Here is a 23,462-nt window from a genome sequence, read left to right on the forward strand (position 1 = left end):
GAAATCTAACTTCTTTCAAGTTGATTGCCGTTTATAAAAATAAATATCAAAGGTGATTTTTAACCCTTTGTTTATAAAGGAAATATTGATTATTCATGCAAAATATCCATTTTTGACTATCTTTTGCACGATTAAAAAATGGGATTTAAGTCACGTCGCCTATACAATAGGCGCCCTTTGTAAAGACCACCCTTATTAGATGGAAGGCCTCAGGTGATCGAGAAGCTACGTAATATCGCCATTATTGCCCACGTAGACCATGGTAAAACTACCTTGGTTGATAAGCTGTTAGCGCAGTCGGGTACCCTTAACGAACGTGCCAATCATGGTGAGCGTGTGATGGACTCCAACGAGTTGGAGCAGGAGCGTGGGATCACGATCCTGGCTAAGAACACCGCCATCCATTGGAACGACTATCATATTAATATCATCGATACTCCTGGACACGCTGACTTCGGTGGTGAGGTTGAGCGCGTATTGTCAATGGCAGATTCTGTACTGCTATTGGTTGATGCTGTTGATGGCCCCATGCCGCAAACCCGCTTTGTAACGCAAAAAGCGTTTGCTCAGGGACTCAAGCCGATTGTCGTTGTTAACAAAATTGACCGCCCAGGTGCTCGTCCTGACTGGGTTATCGATCAGGTATTTGACCTGTTTGATAATTTAGGTGCCACTGATGAGCAGCTAGATTTCCCGATTGTCTATGCTTCAGCTCTTAATGGTTTTGCCACGTTAGAAGTGGACGACGCCAGTGATGATATGACGCCGCTGTTTGAAACTATCGTCGAAAAGGTTGCCCCCCCAGAAGCGACTCAGGATGCGCCGTTCCAGATGCAGATTTCACAGCTGGACTACTCTAGCTATGTTGGTGTTATCGGTGTTGGTCGCATAACCAAAGGCCGCGTTAAGACAAATCAACAGGTAACTATCGTTGGTGCTGACGGTAAGCAGCGCAATGGTAAAGTGGGCCAGGTACTGGGCTATCTTGGATTAGAGCGACATGAAGTCGAAGATGCTGCTGCTGGTGACATCATCGCTATCACAGGTCTTGGTGAACTTAAGATCTCTGACACTCTGTGCGATCCGAGTGCGATTGAAGCATTACCACCGCTCAGTGTTGATGAACCAACAGTGACCATGACTTTCCAGGTAAACACCTCTCCGTTTGCTGGCTTGGATGGTAAATATGTCACGTCACGTAACATCCTTGACCGTCTGGAAGAAGAGCTGGTTCATAACGTTGCACTGCGTGTAGAGCAGATGCCGGATCCGGATAAGTTTCGTGTGTCTGGTCGTGGTGAGCTTCACTTGGCGATCCTTATTGAAAACATGCGCCGAGAAGGTTACGAGCTGGCCGTATCGCGTCCAGAAGTTATCTTGCGTGAAGTCGATGGTCAGTTAGAAGAACCGTTTGAAACTATGACGGTTGATGTTGAGGAGCCTCATCAGGGTTCAGTGATGGAGCAACTTGGCTTGCGTAAAGCTGAGATGACCAACATGCAGCCTGATGGTAAGGGGCGCGTGCGTTTGGACTTCATCATCCCTAGTCGCGGCTTGATTGGCTTCCAGACCGAGTTTATGACTCTGACCTCTGGTTCAGGTTTGCTGTATCACACCTTTGATCACTATGGTCCACATAAAGGTGGCACTATTGGTCAGCGGATGAATGGCGTCTTGATCTCCAATGCGACAGGTAAAGCGTTGACCTATTCACTGTTTAACCTGCAGGAGCGTGGACGCTTATTTACTGAGCATGCGGCCGAAGTGTATGAAGGCCAATTAGTCGGTATTCATAACCGTTCTAACGACCTGACGGTGAATGTGTTGAAAGGTAAGCAGCTGACCAACGTTCGTGCGTCTGGTACGGATGAAGCGCAGGTATTGAGTCCGCCAATTAAGATGACACTTGAGCAAGCGTTGGAGTTTATCGACAACGATGAGCTGGTTGAAGTGACGCCTAATCACATCCGCTTGCGTAAGAAGCTGTTAACAGAAAATGAACGTAAGCGTGCTGCACGCAACGTTGCTGAATAAGTAGCAGCGTTGGTGGAGTTAGAAGGGTAGCCGAATGGTTACCCTTTTTTTTGCTTTCATGCCTATTTTAGCGTGGCGATGAATGCTTCAGATTCAGAGATCGCTTTGTTCATCTCTAATATCAAAAGATCGGTGTCTTTCTTTATTCGTTGATACTCACCCTTCAGTGAACCCACAGCCTGCGCGTTAAGGTTATGCTTCAAATAAAGCGTGTTGTCTTTAAGTGCAGCGAGCACCGGCGCCATTTTACTTTCGGCACGACGCATGGATTTGAGTAACTTAGTGTATTGGCGTTTGGTTGCTTTAAGTTTTTGCGCGCTTTGTTGTTTGAGATTGGCGTTAGTATATTGTGTTAACTCGTCATCCCACTCATCAAATAAAGCGTCTGCAACTGTCTCTATGCCATCAATACGCTCTGTGACTTCTGCTGCTGCATCGGCACTGCTTTCGTAGGCGTCTTCTGTCTGCTCGTACATATCCTGCAGCTCACCACCATCAAAATTGACCAGCACGGAGAACTGCTCTAACGCATCTTTGAACTCCTGTTGCGCTTCACCTTGCGCCTCTTTAGCTTCTTCGACACGGTCTTTAAGTATGTCGCGTTTGTGCACACCCACCTGCTCCATGGTGGCGTAATAGGTTGATTCACACCCACAGACAAAAAGCAGGGAACAACAAGTTAGACAAAGGGCTTTAAATATCGTCATCTGCTTACTCGCCACTGGCTTTGAACATGGCGGCGTCAACGATGCACCAGATGTGCAGGACTAATGCGATGATGCCCGGCACAATCAACCACGCGGTTGCATAACCGGCAAAGATAAAGACACAGAACAGCAGTGCGGCCAGAATGCGTCCTTGAACCAATTGGCCTAATCCGGGAATAAAAAAACTACAGATAGCGGCAAGTACATTGCCTCCTGATCCTTGACCTGACATAAAAGCTCCTTACGTTCTGTGACCGTTAAGTAGATTATTAACCGTCTGAATTTGCTATTGTATATGACTAACAGCTAAGACTTTAGACTCCTACGATAGGAGATGGCAAGGGTATGCAACCGATTAATCGTAAAGAATTGATCCAATCGCTGCGAGCGTATGTCGACAAGGCAGTCACTCTGTTGTTACATATTCGAAAGCGGATCCAGCAAGATGAGATCACTATGGTGGCGGGCTATCTTGCGTACGTTACCTTGTTGTCTCTGGTTCCTCTGGTTGCTGTGACCTTCTCTGTGTTTTCTGCGTTTCCGGTGTTTCAGTCGGTGCAGGGGCAAATTGAAGACTTTGTATTTAATAACTTTGTCCCCGCGTCTGGTGACGCGGTACGTCAGCATCTGACCGGTTTCGCAGAGAATGCCAAGCGAATGACCGCGATCGGGATAGGCTTTTTGGTCGCTGCGGCGCTGCTATTGATATCCGCTATCGATAAGACACTGAATCGTATCTGGCGGATATCTGGGGGGCGCAGGACGATTATCTCCTTCTCTATCTACTGGATGGTGCTGACCTTAGGGCCTGTTCTCATCGGCTCTAGTATTGCCGTGACCTCCTATTTAGTTTCCTTAAAAATATTTAGTGATAGTGCGATTGGCGGCATGTTACCAACGGTGTTGCGCTTTCTTCCTTTTCTGTTGTCCGTTTGTGCTTTTATTATTCTTTATACGCTCGTGCCGAACACCTTTGTTCGTTTTCGCAATGCCCTCGCAGGTGCCGTATTGGCCGCTGTGTTATTTGAATTGACCAAGAAAGGTTTCGCTCTGTATGTCACTCACTTCCCCTCTTATGAGGCGATATACGGTGCACTTGCTGCGATTCCTTTGCTGTTTATCTGGATTTACTTAGCGTGGAGCGTTGTGTTGCTTGGCGCTGAGTTGACTGCAGCGCTTGGCGAGTTGGAAGCCGAATCAGAACAAAAGGATGATGAAGCAGAATGATAGCGCTGATCCAGCGGGTTAAGTTCGCTCGCGTTGAAGTTAATGGTGCAACGGTTGGGGCGATTAATTCTGGGCTACTGCTGTTTTTAGGTGTTGAAAAAGGTGATACCGATAGTGGTTGTGACAAGCTTGCGCGTCGGGTGATCGACTATCGGGTGTTTGAGGATGATGCTGGGAAGATGAACCTCAGCCTATTGCAAAGCGGTGGAGAGATACTTGTCGTCTCTCAGTTTACTCTTGCCGCTGATACGCGAAAAGGCCTGCGACCGAGCTTTAGCTCCGCTGCGATACCTGCCGAAGGGGAACGACTCTATCAGCGTTTCGTTACCCAGTTGCGACAGCTCGGTGTAACGACTGCGACAGGCCAGTTCGGTGCAGATATGCAAGTCAGCCTACAAAACGATGGTCCTGTTACCTTCTCACTGCAACTTTAACTTTGTCGACCGTGCCGTGCACCTTCCAGCATGGTGTGGATCAGGTCGTTGGCATTGAACTTGGTTAAAGCTTTGTCTGCACCACAATCTTTTGCCTGATCCATACTGATGGTGCTGGAGAGGGAGGTATGCAGAATGACATAGGCTTTACTCAAACGTGGGTCTCGTCTAATTTCTCGGGTCAGTTCGTAACCATCCATGAGTGGCATTTCGATATCACTGACAACAATGTCTACCGCGCCACCCTCATTGGCCATCTCCTGCAAGAAAGCCAACGCTTCATGGCCATTGTTGGTAACAAAATATGAAGCACCTACATCATCCAATGCATGAGATATCTGCTTTCTGGCGACGAGGGAATCATCTACTAACAGTATGCTCTTATCTGCCAAAGGAGCCAGATCTTCAGTGCCGTAATCGGTTGAGACTGAGCCGCTTTCCGGTGGCTCAATCTCTTCTAAGATCTTTTCAACATCAATGATTTGAACAAGTCCTGCATCGCTTCTTATCACGCCGGTGATATAGGTTTGTGCCCCCAAACTAGCGGGCGGCGCAGCAATTTTTTGCCACTCGGCTTCGATGATTTTGTCGATCCCTCGCACCAGAAAGCCGGTTTGTTTACGGCTGAATTCCGTCACGATAATACTGCAGTTCTTTAGGTCTTCCTCTGCGACCGGCGGATAACCGATAGCCATCGCCATATCTATGATAGAGATGGTTTCATCGCGTAATGTTGTTGCGCCAAGGATAGCTGGGTGACTGTGGGGCAACTGGGTCAGAGCTTGAAAGTTAACGATCTCTCTTACTTTCAATGTCGCTATGGCAAAAGGCTGTTTGTTCGAAAGAAAAAACTGCAGTAAACCTTGGTTCGATCGATCTTGCGGGTTGTTCATAACATCTGCTCTAACGTTGCCATATGATACCGAGCATAGTCCTGAGATAAGGCCTTACCAAGCCTTATCCATTGAAAGCGTGGCATGGCTCTCGATTACTCGGTCGCATTGCTGTGTGATCTGCAGAGAAAACAAATTGATTGACTCCATCGGCAAAAGCACGGATAAAAAGTGCTCAAATATAACTGTGCATCAGTGTCGGTGTGCAAAACGAGTTCAAGGATGCGGGGCCATGTTTACCTTAATTGAGCCAAAGACAGATGAAGAGCTTGAACGCTATTTTGAGTTTCGCTGGCAAGTAATGAGGGCACCGTTTCAGCTGCCGAAGGGCTCGGAAAAGGATGAATTTGATCCTTACGCCCATCATCGCATGTTAGTTGACGAACAGGGGCTCCCCCGTGCCGTTGGACGGCTTTACCAAAGTAGTGCAGATGAAGGGCAGTTACGCCATATGGCGGTGGATCCCGATATGCGAGGCAGTGGCCTGGGTTCTCAGGTGATATTCGCGCTGGAACAGTTAGCGCGTGAATTGGGACTGAAACGTATCGTGCTCAACGCAAGGCAGCAAGCATTGCCATTTTATGAGAAGCAGGGGTATCAAGCAGTTGGCGAGGGGCCAACCCATTTTGGCCAGATCCATCACCAGCAAATGCTGAAGGAACTCCCTGCACTGAATGATCGTACCCGCCACGCTGATTGGTGTGAGGAACTACAAAAAATATGGCGTGATGGCATTCCAATCAGTCAAGCATTGGGGATCCGGATCATTGAGTATAGCGGTGAGCGCTTTGAAACTCGTGCCGCGTTTAACGCCAACATTAATCTGCACGGTACGTTGTTTGCCGGTAGTGCATATTCTCAAGCTTGTTTAACTGGCTGGGGGATGATCTACATGATGCTTAAAGAGCAAGGGCTTTCCGGTAGTATCGCTTTAAGCCACGGTGAAATTCGCCATTTGCGTCCGCTGACGGAGGAGCCTACCGCTTACGTAAGTCGAGCGGAAGTTGAGGGCAGTGTGCACCCGCTGCGACGTGGCGAGCAGGCGCATCTGTCTGTGACGGTGACGCTGGAAGATAGCAAGCAGCCCTTAGCTGCACAGTTTAAAGGAGAATATTTGGTGCTATCCGCTGGTATCAGTTGATTGCTCTTTTGCCTGCTGGATAATCTCAAACATGGCTTTCTTCATCTCCTCTTCGGCACGTTGGGCTGCTGCAGGTAGTGTCTTTAAAAGGTCATTTTCTTGCTGTACTAATTTTTCTGCATTCGCTTCGAAATCGAATGGCTTTGGTGATTTTACTGGGCCGCTGTAGACCGGCTCACAACCATCGCCAAAGTATTTCTCTGTGCCCGAGAATGCGCCACTGAATAGACCGGTTACCGTCCCCGTGATAGCACTGGCGACCTGCACATCAGGGTTACTGAAGGGGCCATCGATACTTCGCGCAAGCCGCACACAGGCTTCATCATCCAATACGGTGGTGCGCAATAGGTCAAAACGTTGCTTTGGTAGATCGATATCGCCAAAAAGGGCAACGCGGTGTTTCTCTGTGGCAATGGCCGAGGGGCCAAAGTCGATTACTCCGCTGTTAAAATTGATATTGATGTCCGTCTCGGCTATCTGCGTTTCTCCACCTGCCAGTGCGCCAGCAGCGGCACTGCTGACAGCGCTAGCTTTGCTCACCGCGAGTCCGATGGGGCCAAGTAACGCAAATGCGCCTACATCGGTAAGTGTGAGCTCCTGACTGTCGAGAAAGCCCTGTAAAGTCATATCAACGTCGATGTTGTACATGGTGGCTCGGCCAGTGCTCAGATGCACAGGGCCGGTGAGAGAGTTTAATAAAGCATCGCTGGAAACTGCCGAGCCAGTGAGCGAGGCATCCAGCTGTGCTTTGCCGCTCAGAGGGTAACCAGTATCGAGAGGATCAAGCAGCGTAAGATCCAGCTGCTTTCCTGCCAATGTCAGTTCAAATGGTAACGTACTGTCCTGCGTTTCAATGGTCCCATGACCTGCCACCGTGCCTTGCTTACTCTCAATATTAAACTTTGAAATTTCAAACGGCTGACCCCCTTTGACGGCGATGGTTGTGGCATCTATCTCCCTATCAGCGGATGAAATGTTGGCACCTGTGAGCGTTAGTGCAAATGGCAAAGCTAACAGGTCGGGGTAAGTTGCCAGCGTAAAATCTTCGATGAGAGCCAAATTACTTAAGCTCATATTGAGGGAATCTGCAGCTACCTGGGGCTCCATCTGAGTTAAGTTTAATTGCAGGCGCTCAACCTCGACTTGTTTGATGTATAGGCCCTTCAATGGCATTGCCGTTGGTTCATCGTCTACCGTCGCTGTTGGTTCATCCGTTTCATCTGCTGGCGGAGTTGTTTGTGCCCACAAGGTATCGCTAATCTGCAGATCTTTTAATTGTAATAAGGTGATTTCTGTTTGCAGGTGGTCGGCGAGTTGGGTTTTTGCCACAAGGCTTAACGAACCATTTAGCAGCTCCGCTTCAAGCTTGTTCAACAGCAGGGTACCGTTGGATAAACCTAACTCGGCCATAAGATTGTCGAGTTGATGTTGCTGCGATATCAGCCGATCAAATGTTGCTTCGACAGTACCGCTGATCACTGCGGGATCGAATTTATAATCATTGACCAGAACCATATCTCTCGCGTTGAGAGAAAAGTTGTTGAGTGCTAATCCTTGTCCAAGGATCTCACTATTTAGACCTAATTCGCTGATCTCAAGATTTTCAATATTGAACGTGGATATGGGGAGTGAAATCGTGGTTAACAGATCTTTGTCTTGGCGCTCAGGCATTGGTTCGGCATTGCTCGTGTCCTGCTCTAATGACAGTAAAGGGCCAAACAGGGCGTCATCTAAGGTTATCTGCTCAACGGTAGCACTGTGTATTGTGGTAGCAAACCCTGCATCTAATACCGTGCTGGAAGCGAGAGTTGCTTGTCCGGAAAAGATCTGCACACTGGCATCTGTTATGCGAAATCTGTGTTCATCCATGAGTGCGTGCAGCGTTAGATCTTCAGCTGAAACATGTTGCCAGGTAACCTCCTCTGCAAATAGGTAGACCGCTAGCTGCCAATTTGTGGGTAACAGTTTAGCTTCTTGGATTACCTGCCAGTTGGTGATTGCGAGAGTGAGCTCTTTAAGTCGAATAGGTTGCTTAAGATCTTCCCAACGTAGTGATAGGCCATCAATATTTAGTTGTTTCAGGGACAAACTTGATAAGGGGAGCAATAACTCCTCTTTGGATTGGCCTTGTGGCTCAGCCTCTTTCCCTTCTGCAAATGCTGCAAGCAGGTCTTCTAACTGCTCTGGACTCATATCCAAGGCGGGTCTGTCTACGCTGATCCCTTCAATAACAACTGCTCGTTTTAATAGGGAAAGTTCGTCAATCCGCAGGGCAAAACGATCAAGCGTTAAAATTGGCTTCGAGTTGAAGCTAAATTCAAGGGCGCGCAAAGTGATCAGATAGGGATCTGTGAGAGAGTATTCGACGGGGGCATTAATTGTTAGAGCAATCGGTGTGTTGTCTGTCACCAGGCGTTCTAAATGACCGCGATAATAATCCCCTTTAAACCAAAGCAAGAAAGCCACGATAGCTAATATCGGCACGGCTATGAGGGTGGCTGCAGTCCATTTAACTAAACGACGAATATTCATGGCAAGACTATCTTTGGATATATTGAGTCAGTATAGCGTTAAAAACTAGGTGACTCGCCAATAAACAAAGCAAACTGTATGGTTTTAAAAGAGAAATAGGCAATCGCAGGGAAAGGTATGCTTAGCCTATTTCGATTTTTATCCAAGGGTCTCGCAGGCTTCACGCCAAACTGACGTTATTCGCTAGCGATTCACCTTCAGCTTTTGACCGCAACATTGTTTTCTCACTGGACTCGATTCGAAACGAAAGCTGCTGTAGTAAATCTTCACATTCGGCTAAAGGTAACCCTTCTAAAGAGAGTCGACGCGGACTGTCCGTATTTGATAAGTACAAGGTCAGCTGTGGAGTGACCTTTCCTTCCAGTTTTGCCATGCGTATCTGGCTAGGTAAAAAGATCTGTGACTGGCCATAACGGTCGTATTGAAGTTGCGCCCCATTCCATATAAGTCTTAGTTCCTGGCCATAGTTGTTGCTGATCAGTGCTAAGCCGATATACACCAATGCCAGCAGTGCGCAGGGGATAACAAAATTGAGAGTAAAAGATAGGTCCGACAGGCTAATTGCGCCGTCGATGGCTTCACCAAATAAAGAAAATAAAGTGACTAAGGCAAGCCAAAATAGGCAGCGATAGGCGGTATGTTGTATCAGTGAGAGGGTTTTTTGCTCGATTACGCACATATCCATTGTGCACTCCTTACTTCCGTGTGTGGTACTTCCTGTACAGCCTTGATAATACCTTAGCTTAATAGCTTGGTCAAAAAACAAACATGGCCGCGATAGCGGCCATGTTTATTGTTTAGAACGATTACCGCTTCACGGCGATTTCACGTGCGTTGAAGTATAGGAATCTGATTAGCTCATATTCGAACGCAGATCCTGAACCATAATAACGGAATGGAATATTCTTCCGTGTATCAATGGCCCGCATCAGAGTGAGTGCTAACTCCTCTTCACTTTTCATGTCGAGTTCGCTAATGATGGCATTGAACACCAAGGTGTCGACCAATAGACCTGACGCATCACGTGCACTTGATGGTCCAAGTAAAGGGATAACAAAGTAAGGCCCAGCACCTACGCCCCAGTGCCCCAGCGTTTGGCCGAAATCCTCTCTTTCTTTGTAAACGCCCATCTTTGTTGCCGGATCCCAAACACCGAGCAAGCCGATGGTGGTGTTAGTCACAAAGCGAAAGGCAGTTGTCGCTGACCGCTCACCCTTTAACTGTAATACCGAGTTCATAAAGGTGGTCAGTTCACCCAAGTTACTGAAGAAGTTGCTTACGCCTGTTTCCACAATATCAGGAGTGATCCACTGATAACCATTGACGATGGGTAAGATCACATACTCATCGGCTTTGGCATTGAAGTAGTAGGAGCGACGGTTAAAGCCTTCCCAAGGATCGTTACTGTAAGAAATTCCTTTCTCATCTGGATCTGCAGGCGGAGCTGGCATCGGCAACTTCGGCTCGACCGCATCAGCTTCTAGTTCTGGAGTGGCGCTACACGCCCCCAGTAACAGAGCAACAGAAACGAGCAATGCATTACGTATATGGTTCATATTATTCATCATTATTTGCTCCCTGCTCACTTCTCAGCCGCGAAAAAGGCCAGCATATGCTCAACCCAGACTTTTTCGTCCATGTTGCCGCAGTGGCCACCGTAGGGATATATTTTCGCTCGGTCACCAAAGGTTTTGGTGAGAAACGCAAGGTCAGGGCTTGCTAGGATAATGTCATCAGCGTTGGTGACTACAGAAATTTTATCTGCTGACATCAGATAGCCAGCCAGGCTGGTTAAACTGAGACGGTTGATCATTTGGGTACGATCCATGCTGGGATCTTTCTCTTCAGCTATTGGTACCATGGCTTGTTCAAAGTAGGTCAAAAAACCTATTTGTGCGCCGCGAGCAAATGAGTGGCTGATACTCTCATGCTTAGATATGTCATGGTTTTTATAGGTAATCGCGCCCCAGTTTTGCATCACATCAATCGCAAAAATCATATCGGTTGAGCTGAGGCGAAAGGCTAGGCCGATAAGTTGTGCCAGCTCTGCATCATTAACGCCTGCAGCGACAAACATTTTATAAATGAAATCGGGGGTTAATTCGACACGGTCAGCATGAGATACGTTTTCGCCGAGGCGTCTAAAAATGCTGTCTATGGTTTGCTTGACGGCAGCGGTGCCGACCGACTCAACATAGCCGTCAAGAATGATGACGGAGTTGTAGAGGCTAACAGGGGGGTTAACGAGAAAGACTTTCTTAAAGTCGAACACTTTTTTCTCTTCATCTAACTTGCTTATAAAAGCGGAATGGGCACCGCCCAAGCTATAACCTGTTAGATAGAAGTCAGTGACCTGCAGCTTGTCTCCTAGCTCATCTTTTGCGTGAGCCAGTGTTTTTTGCATCACGCCGTAGATCTCTTCCGCGTCATTGGCTAAGTCGCCAGGGAGTTGTGATTCTGATGCGGCAACAATAAAGCTGGCGTGGGTTGGTGAGGTGATAGAGATAACGTTGTAGCCAGCTTTGAAAAACGCTTTCTCCAGCGCTTTCATCTTGCCGCCATTATATTTACCGCCAGTACCAGCGATGGAGAAAACTAATGGCGCGGGTTTCTCTTGATATACGACCGAATACTCAAATTCTTCTTGATACCAAAAAACTTCAGGAACTTCGCGTTCCGGAAAAATATCTAGCGAGAGAACTTCACGATTGATCTCATCATCTTTCGGAAGATCAGCCTTATAAGCTGCCGGAGTACCAAATACGGTGGCTTTGAATGGGTCGGTGAATGGGAAATCGTAGTTTTCGGCGGCGTATGAAGCGCCAGACAGCAGCAACATCGCTCCGACGAGCAGTATCCTTTTCATATTTTTATTCCGCATGCATTGGAAAGAGGAGCTATTTCTTCTGAATAGCTTTACTTAGTATGTAGATTTTTCGGAATAAAAACAGGTAAATGTAACGAAATATTTAATTTTTTGTGTAATTGTTAAACGGCACCATAATCCAACTCTTGTTGTAACCAACGCTGCGTCAGTGGTGATAGATAGGCTGGGTATCGCGAATGGAGCTGCTCGGCGATCCGCTGTGCCATCGGGATGAGGCCCTGATCTCGCAACAAATCGGCTATTTTAAGCTGTGCCAGTCCGGTTTGCCGGGTGCCTAACAGTTCCCCTGGCCCGCGGATCTCTAAATCGTGCTGGGCGATCTGAAAGCCATCATTGGTTTGTCGTAGTACACCTAAACGTTTAGTGGCTGTTTTTGACAACGGTGCATGGTAAAGCAAAACACAATGGCTGCTGACACTACCTCGGCCAACGCGGCCACGTAGTTGATGTAGCTGCGCCAACCCTAAGCGTTCTGGATTCTCTATGATCATTAAGCTGGCATTCGGTACATCCACGCCTACTTCTATGACGGTGGTAGCGACAAGTAATTGCAGCTGACCAGACTTAAACTGCGTCATCACTTGCTGCTTTTCATCAGCCTTCATCCGCCCATGTACTAGGCCAATATTTAAGTGGGGAAGCAGCTCTTGCAGTGCAGTAGCTGATTCTTCGGCCGCTTGGCACTGTAACACTTCAGACTCATCTATCAGGGTGCATACCCAATAGGCCTGCTTGCCTTCGCTACATGCCATACTGACCCGTGAGATAACTTCCTCTCTGCGATTATCAGGTATAGCGACAGTCGTAACCGGTGTGCGCCCTGGTGGCAGCTCGTCGATGATCGAGGTATCAAGATCGGCATAGGCAGTCATCGCTAAGGTGCGAGGTATGGGCGTGGCGGTCATGATTAATTGATGGGGGTAGCCAGATGATTTGTTGCCCTTTTCTCGTAATGCTAAGCGTTGATGCACACCGAATCTATGTTGTTCATCGATGATCACTAATATCAGATCGTGGAAAACCACCTGCTCTTGAAAAATGGCATGGGTGCCGACCACTAATTGCGCCTCGCCGTTGGCGATAGCATCGAGTGACGCTTGTCGGGCTTTACCTTTTAGCTTGCCTGCTAGCCAAGCGAGCTTTATCCCTAGTGGCTCGAACCAGGCCGCCAAGGTCAGCGCGTGTTGTTCTGCAAGCAGTTCCGTTGGCGCCATCAGTGCGACTTGCCCACCTTGTTGTAGCGCTAATGCTGCTGTCATCGCTGCTACCAGAGTTTTGCCTGAGCCCACATCGCCTTGCACCAGCCGCATCATCGGGTGAGCTTTAGCTAAGTCTGCAGTAATCTCCTTCACCACCCGCTGCTGTGCATTAGTTGGGCTGAATGGTAGCTGAGCCAGCAGCTGCTGTTGCAGTCGACCATCAGCTACGATTGCTTGCGCCTTATGTAGATCACTTTTCTGTCTTAGCTGGCGTACAGATACTTGATGTGCGGTCAGCTCTTCTAAGGCTAAGCGTTGTTGTGCTGGATGCTGCCCCAACTCCAACTGCTCTAATGAAATATCGGGTGGCGGTCTGTGGAGTTGCTGGAGAGCATCGTTCAGGGTAATAGGATGAGCCATCAAGTCTGCTGGGATCAATTCCGGCAGGCCGTGACGGCTGAGCATGGCTAAGGCTTGATCTGAAAGCTTACGCAGGCTGATCTGTTTTAATCCCTCGGTGGTGGGATATACAGGTGTAAGCGCCTGTTCCATGGTGTGCAGCGTGGTTTGCTCGCCGACGGAGTACTCGGGGTGAATGATCTCAAAACCGTGCTGACCACGTTTTATTTCACCAAAGCAACGCACCCACTTACCGTTAACAAAACTGTTTTTTTGCGCGGCACTGAAAGTAAAAAAACGTAGGGTGAGTACACCTCCCCCGTCGTTGATCCTTACCCTAAGCATGCGTTTGCGACCGAAGGTGACATCGCTACTGATGATCTCACCACAGACGCTACCGTGGATCCCGGGCATTAGGGCTGCGATAGGGTAGATACGGGTTCTGTCTTCGTAACGATAGGGCAGGTGAAACAGCAGATCCTGGATCACCACCAACCCTAGCTTCGCCAATTTTTCCGCAACTTTGGGGCCTACACCGTTAAGCTCGGTCACTTTCAGCTGCGCTAATGCCTTGCTTTGGCGGAGGTCGCTCATCTGCTATCCATTGCTTTTTGTTCGCATCTGCTGCCACCAGTCATCTGTAGCGATAATCTCACCGTCGTCATCCAGCTCGGCGTAGGGTAGGCCTTTTTTCTTACACAGCTTGGCAAATATCGGATGGCAGGATTCAAACAACATGCGGTGACGTACCCTGCTGTCTAGTGGCTTAGGTTGTTGATACATGCCGGCCATCTCTCGTTGTCGCTGTGCTTCATAGAGTACCACCGCGGTTGCAGCAGAGACATTAAGTGATTGGACTGCGCCAAGCATAGGGATCACTATGGTTTGATCGGCGCAGGCCAAAGCCGTTTCTGATGCGCCAAACTTTTCGTGACCAACAAGAATGGCTGTGGGTCGTGTGTAGTCCACTTGTCGGAAGTCGACAGCTTTGGCATCTAGATGGGTCACCACAAGCTGCATCCCTTCGCTTTTTAACTTACTTAAGCAACTTTCGGCATCTTGATAAACAGCAACGTCGACCCACTGCTGACTACCTGAGGCGGTATTGCCAGAGATCCGCATCGATTTTTCTGGCCAGATGGCGTGCACTTTAGGGATGCCAATGGCATCGCAGCTACGAATTATAGCGGCCATATTCATCGGCTTATGCACTTCATCCATGACCACGGTGAGATCGGGCTGGCGTCGGTCAAGCAGGGCGGATATGCGGGAGAATCGAGAATGGTTCATGGATCAATCTACAAAAGAAAAGGCCGCATCTGCGGCCTTGCGAAAAAGGATTATTCGGTGACTAAGATGCCATCCATTTCGACCTGTGCTGCTTTTGGTAATGCGGCAACACCGATAGCTGCTCGCGCAGGGTAGGGCTGTTGGAAATACTCGGCCATTATCTCGTTAACCGTGGCGAAGTGGCTTAGGTCGAGTAAGAAGATATTGAGCTTTACGATATCGTTCAGTGAACCACCAGAGGCTTCGCATACGGCGGTCAAATTATCGAATACCTGCCTGACTTGAGCACTGAAGTCTTCACTGATCAGTTCCATGGAGCTTGGTACTAAAGGGATTTGGCCTGATAGATAAACGGTATTGTCTACTTTAACTGCCTGTGAGTAGGTGCCGATAGCCTTTGGTGCTTTGTCTGTTGCAATGATGGTCTTTGCCATTTTTTTTGCCTTCGTAAGATTGTTATTTTAGTTTCGGTTACGACTGATTTTTAGTACATCAGGCATCACGCGGATCCGGCGCATGACACCGGCCAGATGAACACGATCCCTGATGGTGAGTACCAGATGGATGAGATAAATTCGGCCATCTTTCTCTTCAGTACTCAGACTATGGATATTGGCATCAGTATTGGCAATGAGCGCGGTCAATTTTGCCAGTGCACCCTGATGGTTAACAATATCTATGCGAAGTGCCGCAAGAAATTGCTCTTCATCGAGCCTTGCTTCGTCCCAGTCAACAGCAAAATAGCGCTCAGGCTCTTTATCATATCCACGAATATTTTTGCAGGATTCATGGTGGATCACTAAGCCTTTTCCGGGGCTGACATGGGCGATAATCGGGTCACCAGGGATCGGATGACAACATTTTGCGTAACTAAGCAGTAGGCCTTCGACACCACGGATCGGGAAGTGGTTTCTGTCTGTGCCTGACGCATCGTCTAATTCACCTAACAAACGTCGAGCGACCACGGCGCTCATCGCATTACCCAAACCTACTTCACTGAGCAGGTCTTCGAGGGATGGCTGACGCAGCGCTTCGAGTGCGCGCTCAATCTGCGCTTCAGGAATATCTTCGAGGCGCTTAGCGCCCAATGCATGATTGATTAAACGTCTACCTAGTGCCGTCGATTCTTCACTGCGCAACCGTTTAAGTAACTGACGGATCTTGGCTCGCGCCTTCGAGGTGATGACGAAATTCAACCATGCTGCATTCGGTCGGGCGCCTGGAGAGGTAATAATCTCGACCGTTTGACCACTCTTCAGCTTTTGTGACAGTGGAAAGGCTTTGCGATCAACGCGGGCACCGACACAGGTGTTACCGACATCTGAGTGCACGGCATAGGCAAAATCGACCGGTGTCGCACCGTCTGGCAGTTCAATAATGCGACCATCTGGGGTGAATACGTAAATCTCTTCCGGGAACAGGTCAGTTTTTACGTTTTCAATAAATTCGAAACTGGAGCCTGCACTTTGTTGCAACTCCAGCAGGCTTTGCATCCACTGGCGTGCGCGAACTTGTGCTGTGGTGCCTGAGCGATCGCCATCTTGCTTATAAACCCAGTGTGCCGCTACCCCTTTGTCTGCCATCTGGTCCATATCGTCGGTACGGATCTGGATCTCGACGGGCACACCATGGGGACCAACTAATGAGGTATGTAAAGATTGATAACCGTTGGCTTTGGGAATCGCGATATAGTCTTTAAAACGTCCCGGTCTTGGCTTATACAAACGGTGCATGACGCCCAGAACGCGATAACAGTCATCAATTGAGTGGACGATGACACGAAACGCGTAGATATCCATCACCTCATGCAGCTGCAGCTCTTTGCTGACCATTTTGCGATAGATGCTGTACAGGTGTTTTTCGCGTCCGACGGCTTTGCCAGGAACATCTGCATCCTGCAGACGTCCTTCGATCTCTTCTTTGATGCTACGCATCAGCTCTTTGCGGTTACCTGCTGCTTTACGTACCGCTTCTTTAATTACCCGATAGCGGGCTGGATACATGGCATGAAAGCCTAAATCTTCCAGCTCGTTTTTAATATTATGAATACCCAGCCGGTTTGCCAATGGCGCATAAACTTCGAGCGTTTCCCGGGCGATGCGGCGACGCTTATCAGGGCGCAGGACGAAGATAGTTCGCATATTATGGGTACGGTCGGCCAGCTTGATCAGAATGACGCGGATGTCGACCACCATCGCCATGATCATTTTGCGGAAGTTTTCTGCTTGGGCTTCCTCTTTCGAGTCGAACTGGATCTTATCGAGTTTGGAAACGCCCTCGACTAAGTCTGCCACCGTAGAGCCAAACAGTTCGGCCAGATCTTCACGATTAAGCTCGGTATCTTCGATGACATCGTGAAGTAGCGCTGCCATCAGCGTCTCGTGATCGAGGCGCATATCAGCAAGGAAGCGAGCCACGGCGACCGGATGGGTAATATACGGATCGCCGCTTGTTCGCATCTGCCCTTGGTGGGCATCGCGGGAGACAATATAGGCTTGCTGAACCTGGCTCACTTGAGCAGGTTCAAGATATCCAGAGATCTGCTCCTTCAATCCTTCGAATAGGTACACGCGTGGCCGCCTGCCCTACCGTTCGCCTAGCCTAACCGGCCTTCGGCGATTGCGGCAACAGCGGCTAATTCGGCTGCTTCCTGCTCACGCACGGCTTGGATATCTTCTTGATCCATCGTTGATGAGGTCACCAGACCTTCTTCGATTTCACGTAGTGCCAATACGGTTGGCTTATCATTTTCTTCGTCGACCAGCACTTCTTTGCCTTCAACAGCAATTTGGCGGGCACGGCGAGCCGCAACCAAAACCAGGTCAAAACGGTTACCGACCTTATCTACGGCGTCTTCAACGGTTACGCGAGCCATCTGTCTCTCCAGTCATGAGGAAGTTTTATCAAAAGGGCGCGAATTCTAGCCGATCCAGGCCTATTCTGCCAGTAATTGCTTGAGCATATCGTTATGTCGAATCGCTTGTCCAGTTCGGCGCAGTCCATGACAGCGTACGATCGCGTCTAAATCGTCCAGCGCTTTCTCAAATTCATCATTAATAATGAGGAAATCATATTCCGGATAGTGACTCATTTCTGCGCGCGCTTTGGTCATACGTTGGGCAATCACTTCAGCGCTGTCTTGTCCTCGGTGACTCAAACGTTGTTCAAGGATCGCTTGCGAGGGTGGCAGAATGAAAATGCTTTTCGCTTCCGGCATCTGCTGGCGAACTTGTTCCGCCCCTTGCCAATCAATATCCAGGAAAATATCCACGCCAGCCTGCAGTCGCTGTTGAATGTTCACTTTTGAGGTGCCGTAGAAGTTGCCAAATACTTCGGCATGTTCGAAAAAGGCATCTGCGGTGATCAGTGATTTGAATTCAGCTACTGAAACGAAATGGTAGTGCTTGCCGTTTTCTTCGCCCGGACGCGCCTGTCGGGTGGTATGGGAGATACTGACTTCCATGGTGGCCTGCTGGTGCCGCGCAAGTAGTGCAGCAATCAGGCTAGATTTACCAGCTCCAGAGGGAGCTGAAACAATAAAGAGAGTTCCGGGCGCGTTCATCGGATTTCCTGGCGCGAGCGCTTTCGTCTGTTTTGAAAGGCGACATAGCCTAACATGGCAGAAAAAAATTACAATTTCCCACCTATGCACTGATGTCACAGTGATGGGTTGGATTATTATTTTTGGAACGGCTCGCAATATAGTGGATTTAATGCGACCTGCTTCACACTATTTGGCGTTTTGAAATATTTTGAAATATTTTCTGAACTTTCTTTGTACAGCTCACTCTTACCTAGTGAAGAAAGTGCTTTGGTTTTAGTCAAAAACCGTTTCTTTAAAAACATTCCCTTATTTTAGTCCCCGGCCTGTCCGGGGATTTTTTTATGTACAGGATGTACGGTATGTCGCGGGTGCATGGATGCACAGGAGCGACGATACCCAAAACGCTGCGCGGGGCACACTGTGTACAGGATGTACGGTCGAAAAGTTCTCCCTGCTATTTCGACATTTCCGCCATCCTTGGCGGTTGTACACCCACTGCGCTGCGCGGGGTGAGCCTTGTCGCGGGTGCATGGCACCCAGTACACTTCGTGGGGTGTGCTAATGCACAGGAGCGACGATGCCCAAAACGCTGCGCGGGGCACACTGTGTGCAGGATGTACGGTCGAGAAGTGCTCCCTGCTATTTCGACATTTCCGCTATCCTTGGCGGTCGTACACCCACTGTGTTCAGCGGCGTGAAGCTTTCTGCGGATATGGGTGTTTCTGCTACTCAACTAATTGTTATGCCTTTAAGCAGTTTCGGCCCGCTTGCTTCGCTCTATATAGGGCTTTATCTGCGGCTTTTAATACCTGCATAGGTTGGTCGACGCCGGGCTCACGTTCGGCAACGCCAATACTAATGGTCACTGAAACTCGCCGCCCGCGGATCGCCTGGCCTCGTTGCTGCTTGCCAGCTTTAGCGTCTTTTGGGCGTGTCTCTTTGTCGCGGATCACCAAGGAGTAGTCGGCGATGGCTTCACGTACGGCCTCCAGATGTTCAATGCAATCATCTAAGGTTTTACGTTTAAACAGCACGGTAAACTCTTCGCCACCATAGCGGTAAGCGGTGCCACCTCCGGTGACCTGCGCGATATGAGCTGCCACCATCTTCAGCACATCATCACCTACATCGTGGCCATAGGTGTCATTAAATTTTTTAAAGTGGTCAACATCCATCATGGCGACGACGTAGCGCCGTCCAACCCCTTTAAATGCATTTTCTAACGAGCGCCGTGCCGGTAAACCGGTTAATTGATCGCGAAATGCCAAATAGTGGCCTTGAAATAGCACGGACAAAATTAGCACCACCGCAGCGGTACAAAACATCAGGCTAGAGATAAGTGTCTTATCGAACATCGCCCATGTCAGTGATGTTGCAACTAAACAGCCGAGCAACGTGCCTTGCCAAGGGCATTGCAGCAATGTTTGTCGAAATAGCAGGATTAACGCGATGACCACCGCAAGCAACAGGCTAAAGATCGGCGCAAACACCGCGGGGGCTGGTCGTAGACTAAATAGCGTTTGCCACTCACTGGGAGCTGTTGCCGATGGCTGCCAAAAAATAGCAGCGATACCGGTGAGTGCGGCAGTGGGCAGTAACAGCAGAACAAAGCGACGGTTGAGCGAGCCAGATTCCGGTAGAAAAGAGAGGGTAAGCAGCGAGCAAGGCAGCAACAGTGTGAGTAGTACAAATAGCTGATGCGTGGGTATTACCGACAGGTTGCTTTGCAGCGGCCCCTGCAGCACTAAGTAGCTGGCAGTCAGAATTAAAGCGAGGGCGACTGGTCTGCCCAAGCTATACATGTGACCAAGCCCCGCAGCCATGATAAACAGCGGATAAGGTAACCACTTTAAGAGTTGCTGATAGTCCAAGCTTAATCCTGATAGCGGTGCGATCAGGAATAGAGCCAACAGTGGCAACAGTGTAGGTAGTGCTAATGATGTGACTACAGGCATGAATCGAATATAGCGGCCTAGGATTAGGCTGAGCATACCATCAAGTGCTGTAAATTTTTATGACACAGCTCCAGTAAAAATATCCCAACCTAAAACGCCAACTTACCGCAGCAAGAGAGCTTGCTGCATTTTTTCGGACTATTTGTCGACTGTCGTTGTTAGACGCCGGTGATGTTTATTTCCGTGTTGCGGGCATTTGTCATTGACGGATGAGGTATCCATAACTAACATATGGAATGTCGCATATATGGAAATCCATATGTAACTTGAAGGTTTAATTAGTCCCATGCCAGTTAATCAATGTCAGCGTCAGCGAGCCAAGGTACTGTTTCTCTGTACCGGCAATTCAGCCCGTTCCCAACTGGCTGAAGCTTGGCTGCGCCATATTGGCGCTGAACAATTTGAGGTGGCCAGCGCCGGAACGGCGCCAGAGCCGATCGATCCCAGAGCGCTGACGTTATTGCAGGCTGAGGGCGTTGACGTTAATCGCTTGCGCAGCCAACCGCTAACGGACTATTGCCTCGATGATTTTGACCTGATTATTACCCTGTGCAATGAAGCGAATCAGGAGTGTGGTGCATTGCCAGTAGCGGTAGCGCAGTTGCACTGGGATATCAGCGACCCAAAAATTGGCAGCGATAGTCTGGCATTTGCCAACGCCTTTGCCGATATTCAGCAGCGAGTGGCCGTGTTGTTGCACAGCTATACAGCGCCCCTGCGTGGCAATAGGGGGGAGCACACTGATGCAAACGAACCACAGCCGCAATCCTCCGATCTGTCAGCCGACCAATTCTTTAAGGCGCTGACGGACTCTACTCGTTTGTCGATATTGATGTTGCTGCAGGATGAAGGCGAGCTGTGTGTTTGCGAGCTGGTCACGGCATTGCAACTTTCACAACCGAAAATATCTCGCCATCTGGCTCAGCTGCGTAAGCAGGGCGTGTTGCAGGATAAGCGTCAGGGGCAATGGGTTTTTTATCGCTTGAGTGATGCCTTGCCGCCATGGGCTGTGCATGTACTGGCAACCACACGGATCGGTAATCCTGCACTGATTAATAATGAAAAAGCACGGCTGAAAGCGATGGGTGACCGCCCTGAACGGGTTCAGCAGTGCTGTAACTAAGAGGCTATTAACGTGGGTATATTTGAACGTTACTTAACGCTTTGGGTGGGACTAGCGATTGTTGCCGGTGTGGTTGCGGGCGTTGCCATGCCTGATCTGTTTGCCACATTGGCAGGTTGGGAGTATGCCCATGTTAACTGGCTGGTGGCGGTGCTTATTTGGATCATGATCTATCCGATGATGGTACAAGTGGATCTGTCCGCCATTAAAGATGTCGGCAAGCGCCCGAAAGGACTGGTACTGACACTGGTGATTAACTGGCTGATTAAGCCTTTTACCATGGTGGCATTGGGTTGGTTATTTTTCCGTGTGTTTTTTGCCAGCTTAGTACCAGAGGCTGATGCAACGGCTTACATAGCCGGTATGGTGTTACTGGGCGTTGCGCCTTGTACCGCCATGGTGTTTGTCTGGAGTCAGCTGACTAAAGGCGACGCCAATTACACGCTAGTGCAGGTGTCGGTTAATGATCTGATTATGGTGTTTGCATTTGCACCCATTGCCGGTTTTCTGCTGGGCGTAACAGATATTCATGTGCCCTGGGAAACGCTGCTGTTATCAGTGTTGATGTATGTGGTGATCCCGCTGGTGGCGGGCGTGGTGACGCGGAAATTGCTGCACTGCGATCAACAACCGCAGCGTTTGCAGCAATTTAGTGGGATGTTGAAGCCTTGGTCGATAGTTGGTTTGCTGGCAACCGTGGTTCTGCTATTTGGTTTTCAAGCGGAAACCATTTTGGCCAAGCCGCAGGTGATTGTGTTAATCGCCATCCCATTGATGCTGCAAACCTATGGCATTTTTGCCATCGCGTACTACCTTGCTAAACGGTTAAAGCTGCCCCACAACATTGCCGCACCAGCGTGCATGATCGGAACCTCAAATTTCTTTGAATTGGCAGTGGCCGTGGCGATTTCGCTGTTTGGCCTGCATTCCGGGGCGGCGTTGGCGACGGTGGTAGGGGTGCTGGTGGAAGTACCGGTAATGCTTTCACTGGTGGCATTTGCCAACCGCACAAGGCACTGGTTTCGCACCGACGCCACGAACTAAATGACACGAATCTGTTTTGATAAAGGATGACAGCATGACGATTAAGGTAGGCATTAACGGATTTGGCCGTATTGGCCGTTTGGCCTTGCGCGCGGCTTATGATTGGCCTGAGTTAGAGTTTGTGCAGATCAATGATGTGGCCGGTGATACCGCCACCTTGGCGCACCTGCTGGAGTTTGATTCAGTGCAGGGGCGCTGGGATCATCTGATGGCTACCGATGGCGACAATATGATCATCGATGGTAAGCCGATCAGATGCACGCAGCAGCGTGATATTGCTGATGTGGATTGGTCTGGTTGTGATGTGGTGCTGGAAGCCACCGGCGTGCATCGCAGTACTGAAATTTTACAGCAATATCTGGCCCAAGGCGTGAAGCGGGTTGTGGTGTCTGCGCCGGTAAAAGAGCCGGGTATCGCCAACATCGTGGTGGGCGTGAACGAGCATATTTTCGATCCTGAGCAGCATCCTATCGTGACCGCCGCTAGCTGCACGACGAACTGCCTAGCGCCCGTGATCAAGGTTATTCATGAAAAGCTCGGTATTGAGCGCTGCATGATGACCACGATCCACGACCTCACTAATACCCAAACTATATTGGATGCACCGCACAAAGATCTGCGTCGAGCGCGCGCTTGCGGTATGTCGTTGATCCCAACTACCACCGGCTCAGCAACCGCCATTGTTGAAATTTTCCCTGAGTTAAAAGGTAAAATTAATGGTCATGCGGTGCGCGTGCCGTTGGCTAACGCGTCGCTGACCGACATGGTGTTTGATGTGGCGCGGGATACGTCAGTGGCAGAGGTTAATGCCTTGCTGAAAGAGGCCAGCGAGAATGAGTTGGCGGGTATCTTGGGTTATGAAGAGCGGCCATTGGTGTCGATCGATTACAAAGGCGACCAGCGTTCGACCGTTGTCGATGCGCTCTCCACTATGGTGGTCGAAAACCGCATGGTAAAAATCTATGCCTGGTATGACAACGAGATGGGATATGCCACGCGTACCGCTGAGTTAGTACGCAAAGTCGGCTTGGCGGGCTAACGGGCAGTTCTCAG

At 49.3% G+C, this 23,462-nt stretch carries 21 protein-coding genes; 7 read left to right on the top strand and 14 right to left on the bottom strand.

The features are described from left to right. Positions 1 to 213 precede the first annotated feature (213 nt). Positions 214 to 2,034: a translational GTPase TypA gene (gene typA / locus EZV61_RS07670; RefSeq protein ID WP_114337593.1), complete on the top strand. Its 1,821-nt coding sequence runs from the start codon at positions 214 to 216 to the stop codon at positions 2,032 to 2,034. A gap of 62 nt (positions 2,035 to 2,096) precedes the next feature. Here the strand turns inward: typA and EZV61_RS07675 are convergent, their stop codons facing one another. Then, entirely contained in the window at positions 2,097 to 2,741 is a 645-nt protein-coding gene (locus EZV61_RS07675; protein WP_114337594.1) for a DUF2959 domain-containing protein, read from the bottom strand. 4 nt (positions 2,742 to 2,745) lie between these two features. Beyond that, the gene (locus tag EZV61_RS07680; protein ID WP_114337595.1) at positions 2,746 to 2,973 is read right to left on the bottom strand and encodes a hypothetical protein; all 228 of its coding nucleotides are present in this window, start codon (positions 2,971 to 2,973) and stop codon (positions 2,746 to 2,748) included. Between the two features lie 113 nt (positions 2,974 to 3,086). Between EZV61_RS07680 and EZV61_RS07685 the strand changes: the two genes are divergently transcribed. Together EZV61_RS07685 and dtd are read left to right on the top strand one after the other, a co-directional pair. Beyond that, positions 3,087 to 3,968 carry a virulence factor BrkB family protein gene (locus tag EZV61_RS07685; RefSeq protein WP_114337596.1) on the top strand — a complete coding sequence of 294 codons (882 nt, stop codon included), beginning with the start codon at positions 3,087 to 3,089 and terminating at the stop codon, positions 3,966 to 3,968. Then, positions 3,965 to 4,402 carry a D-aminoacyl-tRNA deacylase gene (gene dtd / locus EZV61_RS07690; protein WP_114337597.1) on the top strand — a complete coding sequence of 146 codons (438 nt, stop codon included), beginning with the start codon at positions 3,965 to 3,967 and terminating at the stop codon, positions 4,400 to 4,402. The genes EZV61_RS07685 and dtd overlap by 4 nt, the downstream gene beginning before the upstream one ends. Here the strand turns inward: dtd and EZV61_RS07695 are convergent. Next, on the bottom strand, positions 4,399 to 5,295 hold the full coding sequence (locus EZV61_RS07695; protein ID WP_130566874.1) for a chemotaxis protein: 897 nt from the start codon (positions 5,293 to 5,295) through the stop codon (positions 4,399 to 4,401). The genes dtd and EZV61_RS07695 overlap by 4 nt on opposite strands. Before the next feature lie 232 nt (positions 5,296 to 5,527). On the opposite strand from EZV61_RS07695, the gene EZV61_RS07700 reads away from it, so the two are divergent. Beyond that, positions 5,528 to 6,436 carry a bifunctional GNAT family N-acetyltransferase/hotdog fold thioesterase gene (locus tag EZV61_RS07700; RefSeq protein ID WP_114337599.1) on the top strand — a complete coding sequence of 303 codons (909 nt, stop codon included), beginning with the start codon at positions 5,528 to 5,530 and terminating at the stop codon, positions 6,434 to 6,436. Here the strand turns inward: EZV61_RS07700 and EZV61_RS07705 are convergent. The 11 genes from EZV61_RS07705 to EZV61_RS07755 form a co-directional block, all read right to left on the bottom strand. Further along, entirely contained in the window at positions 6,416 to 8,968 is a 2,553-nt protein-coding gene (locus tag EZV61_RS07705; RefSeq protein WP_131414860.1) for an AsmA family protein, read from the bottom strand. The two genes, EZV61_RS07700 and EZV61_RS07705, sit on opposite strands and share 21 nt — an antisense overlap. A 160-nt stretch (positions 8,969 to 9,128) precedes the next feature. Next, entirely contained in the window at positions 9,129 to 9,653 is a 525-nt protein-coding gene (locus tag EZV61_RS07710) for a hypothetical protein (protein ID WP_130566877.1), read from the bottom strand. A 121-nt stretch (positions 9,654 to 9,774) separates the two neighbouring features. Next, positions 9,775 to 10,536: an MlaA family lipoprotein gene (locus EZV61_RS07715; protein WP_205695343.1), complete on the bottom strand. Its 762-nt coding sequence runs from the start codon at positions 10,534 to 10,536 to the stop codon at positions 9,775 to 9,777. A gap of 14 nt (positions 10,537 to 10,550) precedes the next feature. Then, on the bottom strand, positions 10,551 to 11,834 hold the full coding sequence (locus EZV61_RS07720) for an alpha/beta hydrolase (protein ID WP_131414861.1): 1,284 nt from the start codon (positions 11,832 to 11,834) through the stop codon (positions 10,551 to 10,553). Positions 11,835 to 11,956: 122 nt separating this feature from the next. Beyond that, on the bottom strand, positions 11,957 to 14,047 hold the full coding sequence (recG, locus tag EZV61_RS07725; RefSeq protein ID WP_131414862.1) for an ATP-dependent DNA helicase RecG: 2,091 nt from the start codon (positions 14,045 to 14,047) through the stop codon (positions 11,957 to 11,959). Between the two features lie 3 nt (positions 14,048 to 14,050). Beyond that, positions 14,051 to 14,743 (bottom strand): tRNA (guanosine(18)-2'-O)-methyltransferase TrmH, encoded by a 693-nt coding sequence (gene trmH / locus EZV61_RS07730; RefSeq protein ID WP_131414863.1) that lies wholly within the window; start codon positions 14,741 to 14,743, stop codon positions 14,051 to 14,053. Positions 14,744 to 14,793: 50 nt separating this feature from the next. Further along, positions 14,794 to 15,177, bottom strand: coding sequence for a RidA family protein (locus EZV61_RS07735; RefSeq protein WP_130566881.1), 384 nt, complete (start codon positions 15,175 to 15,177; stop codon positions 14,794 to 14,796). 27 nt (positions 15,178 to 15,204) lie between these two features. After that, the gene (gene spoT, locus EZV61_RS07740; RefSeq protein WP_114337607.1) at positions 15,205 to 17,313 is read right to left on the bottom strand and encodes a bifunctional GTP diphosphokinase/guanosine-3',5'-bis pyrophosphate 3'-pyrophosphohydrolase; all 2,109 of its coding nucleotides are present in this window, start codon (positions 17,311 to 17,313) and stop codon (positions 15,205 to 15,207) included. 26 nt (positions 17,314 to 17,339) lie between these two features. Then, positions 17,340 to 17,618 carry a DNA-directed RNA polymerase subunit omega gene (gene rpoZ / locus EZV61_RS07745; protein ID WP_114337608.1) on the bottom strand — a complete coding sequence of 93 codons (279 nt, stop codon included), beginning with the start codon at positions 17,616 to 17,618 and terminating at the stop codon, positions 17,340 to 17,342. Positions 17,619 to 17,678: 60 nt separating this feature from the next. Further along, positions 17,679 to 18,305 carry a guanylate kinase gene (gene gmk / locus EZV61_RS07750; protein ID WP_114337609.1) on the bottom strand — a complete coding sequence of 209 codons (627 nt, stop codon included), beginning with the start codon at positions 18,303 to 18,305 and terminating at the stop codon, positions 17,679 to 17,681. A gap of 722 nt (positions 18,306 to 19,027) precedes the next feature. Beyond that, positions 19,028 to 20,278 (bottom strand): GGDEF domain-containing protein, encoded by a 1,251-nt coding sequence (locus tag EZV61_RS07755; protein WP_114337610.1) that lies wholly within the window; start codon positions 20,276 to 20,278, stop codon positions 19,028 to 19,030. A 250-nt stretch (positions 20,279 to 20,528) separates the two neighbouring features. On the opposite strand from EZV61_RS07755, the gene EZV61_RS19645 reads away from it, so the two are divergent. Genes EZV61_RS19645 through EZV61_RS07770 form a run of 3 tightly spaced genes read left to right on the top strand, consistent with a single transcriptional unit; the run spans position 20,529 to position 23,448 of the window. Further along, positions 20,529 to 21,365, top strand: a complete 837-nt coding sequence (locus EZV61_RS19645; protein WP_131414864.1) for a metalloregulator ArsR/SmtB family transcription factor — start codon at positions 20,529 to 20,531, stop codon at positions 21,363 to 21,365. 12 nt (positions 21,366 to 21,377) lie between these two features. Continuing rightward, positions 21,378 to 22,409 (top strand): ACR3 family arsenite efflux transporter, encoded by a 1,032-nt coding sequence (gene arsB / locus EZV61_RS07765; RefSeq protein WP_131414865.1) that lies wholly within the window; start codon positions 21,378 to 21,380, stop codon positions 22,407 to 22,409. A gap of 34 nt (positions 22,410 to 22,443) precedes the next feature. After that, positions 22,444 to 23,448, top strand: coding sequence for an ArsJ-associated glyceraldehyde-3-phosphate dehydrogenase (locus tag EZV61_RS07770; protein ID WP_131414866.1), 1,005 nt, complete (start codon positions 22,444 to 22,446; stop codon positions 23,446 to 23,448). The last annotated feature ends 14 nt before the right edge of the window (positions 23,449 to 23,462 follow it).

This window comes from Corallincola luteus, from assembly GCF_004336975.1.
GTDB classification, from domain to species: domain Bacteria; phylum Pseudomonadota; class Gammaproteobacteria; order Enterobacterales; family Neiellaceae; genus Corallincola; species Corallincola holothuriorum.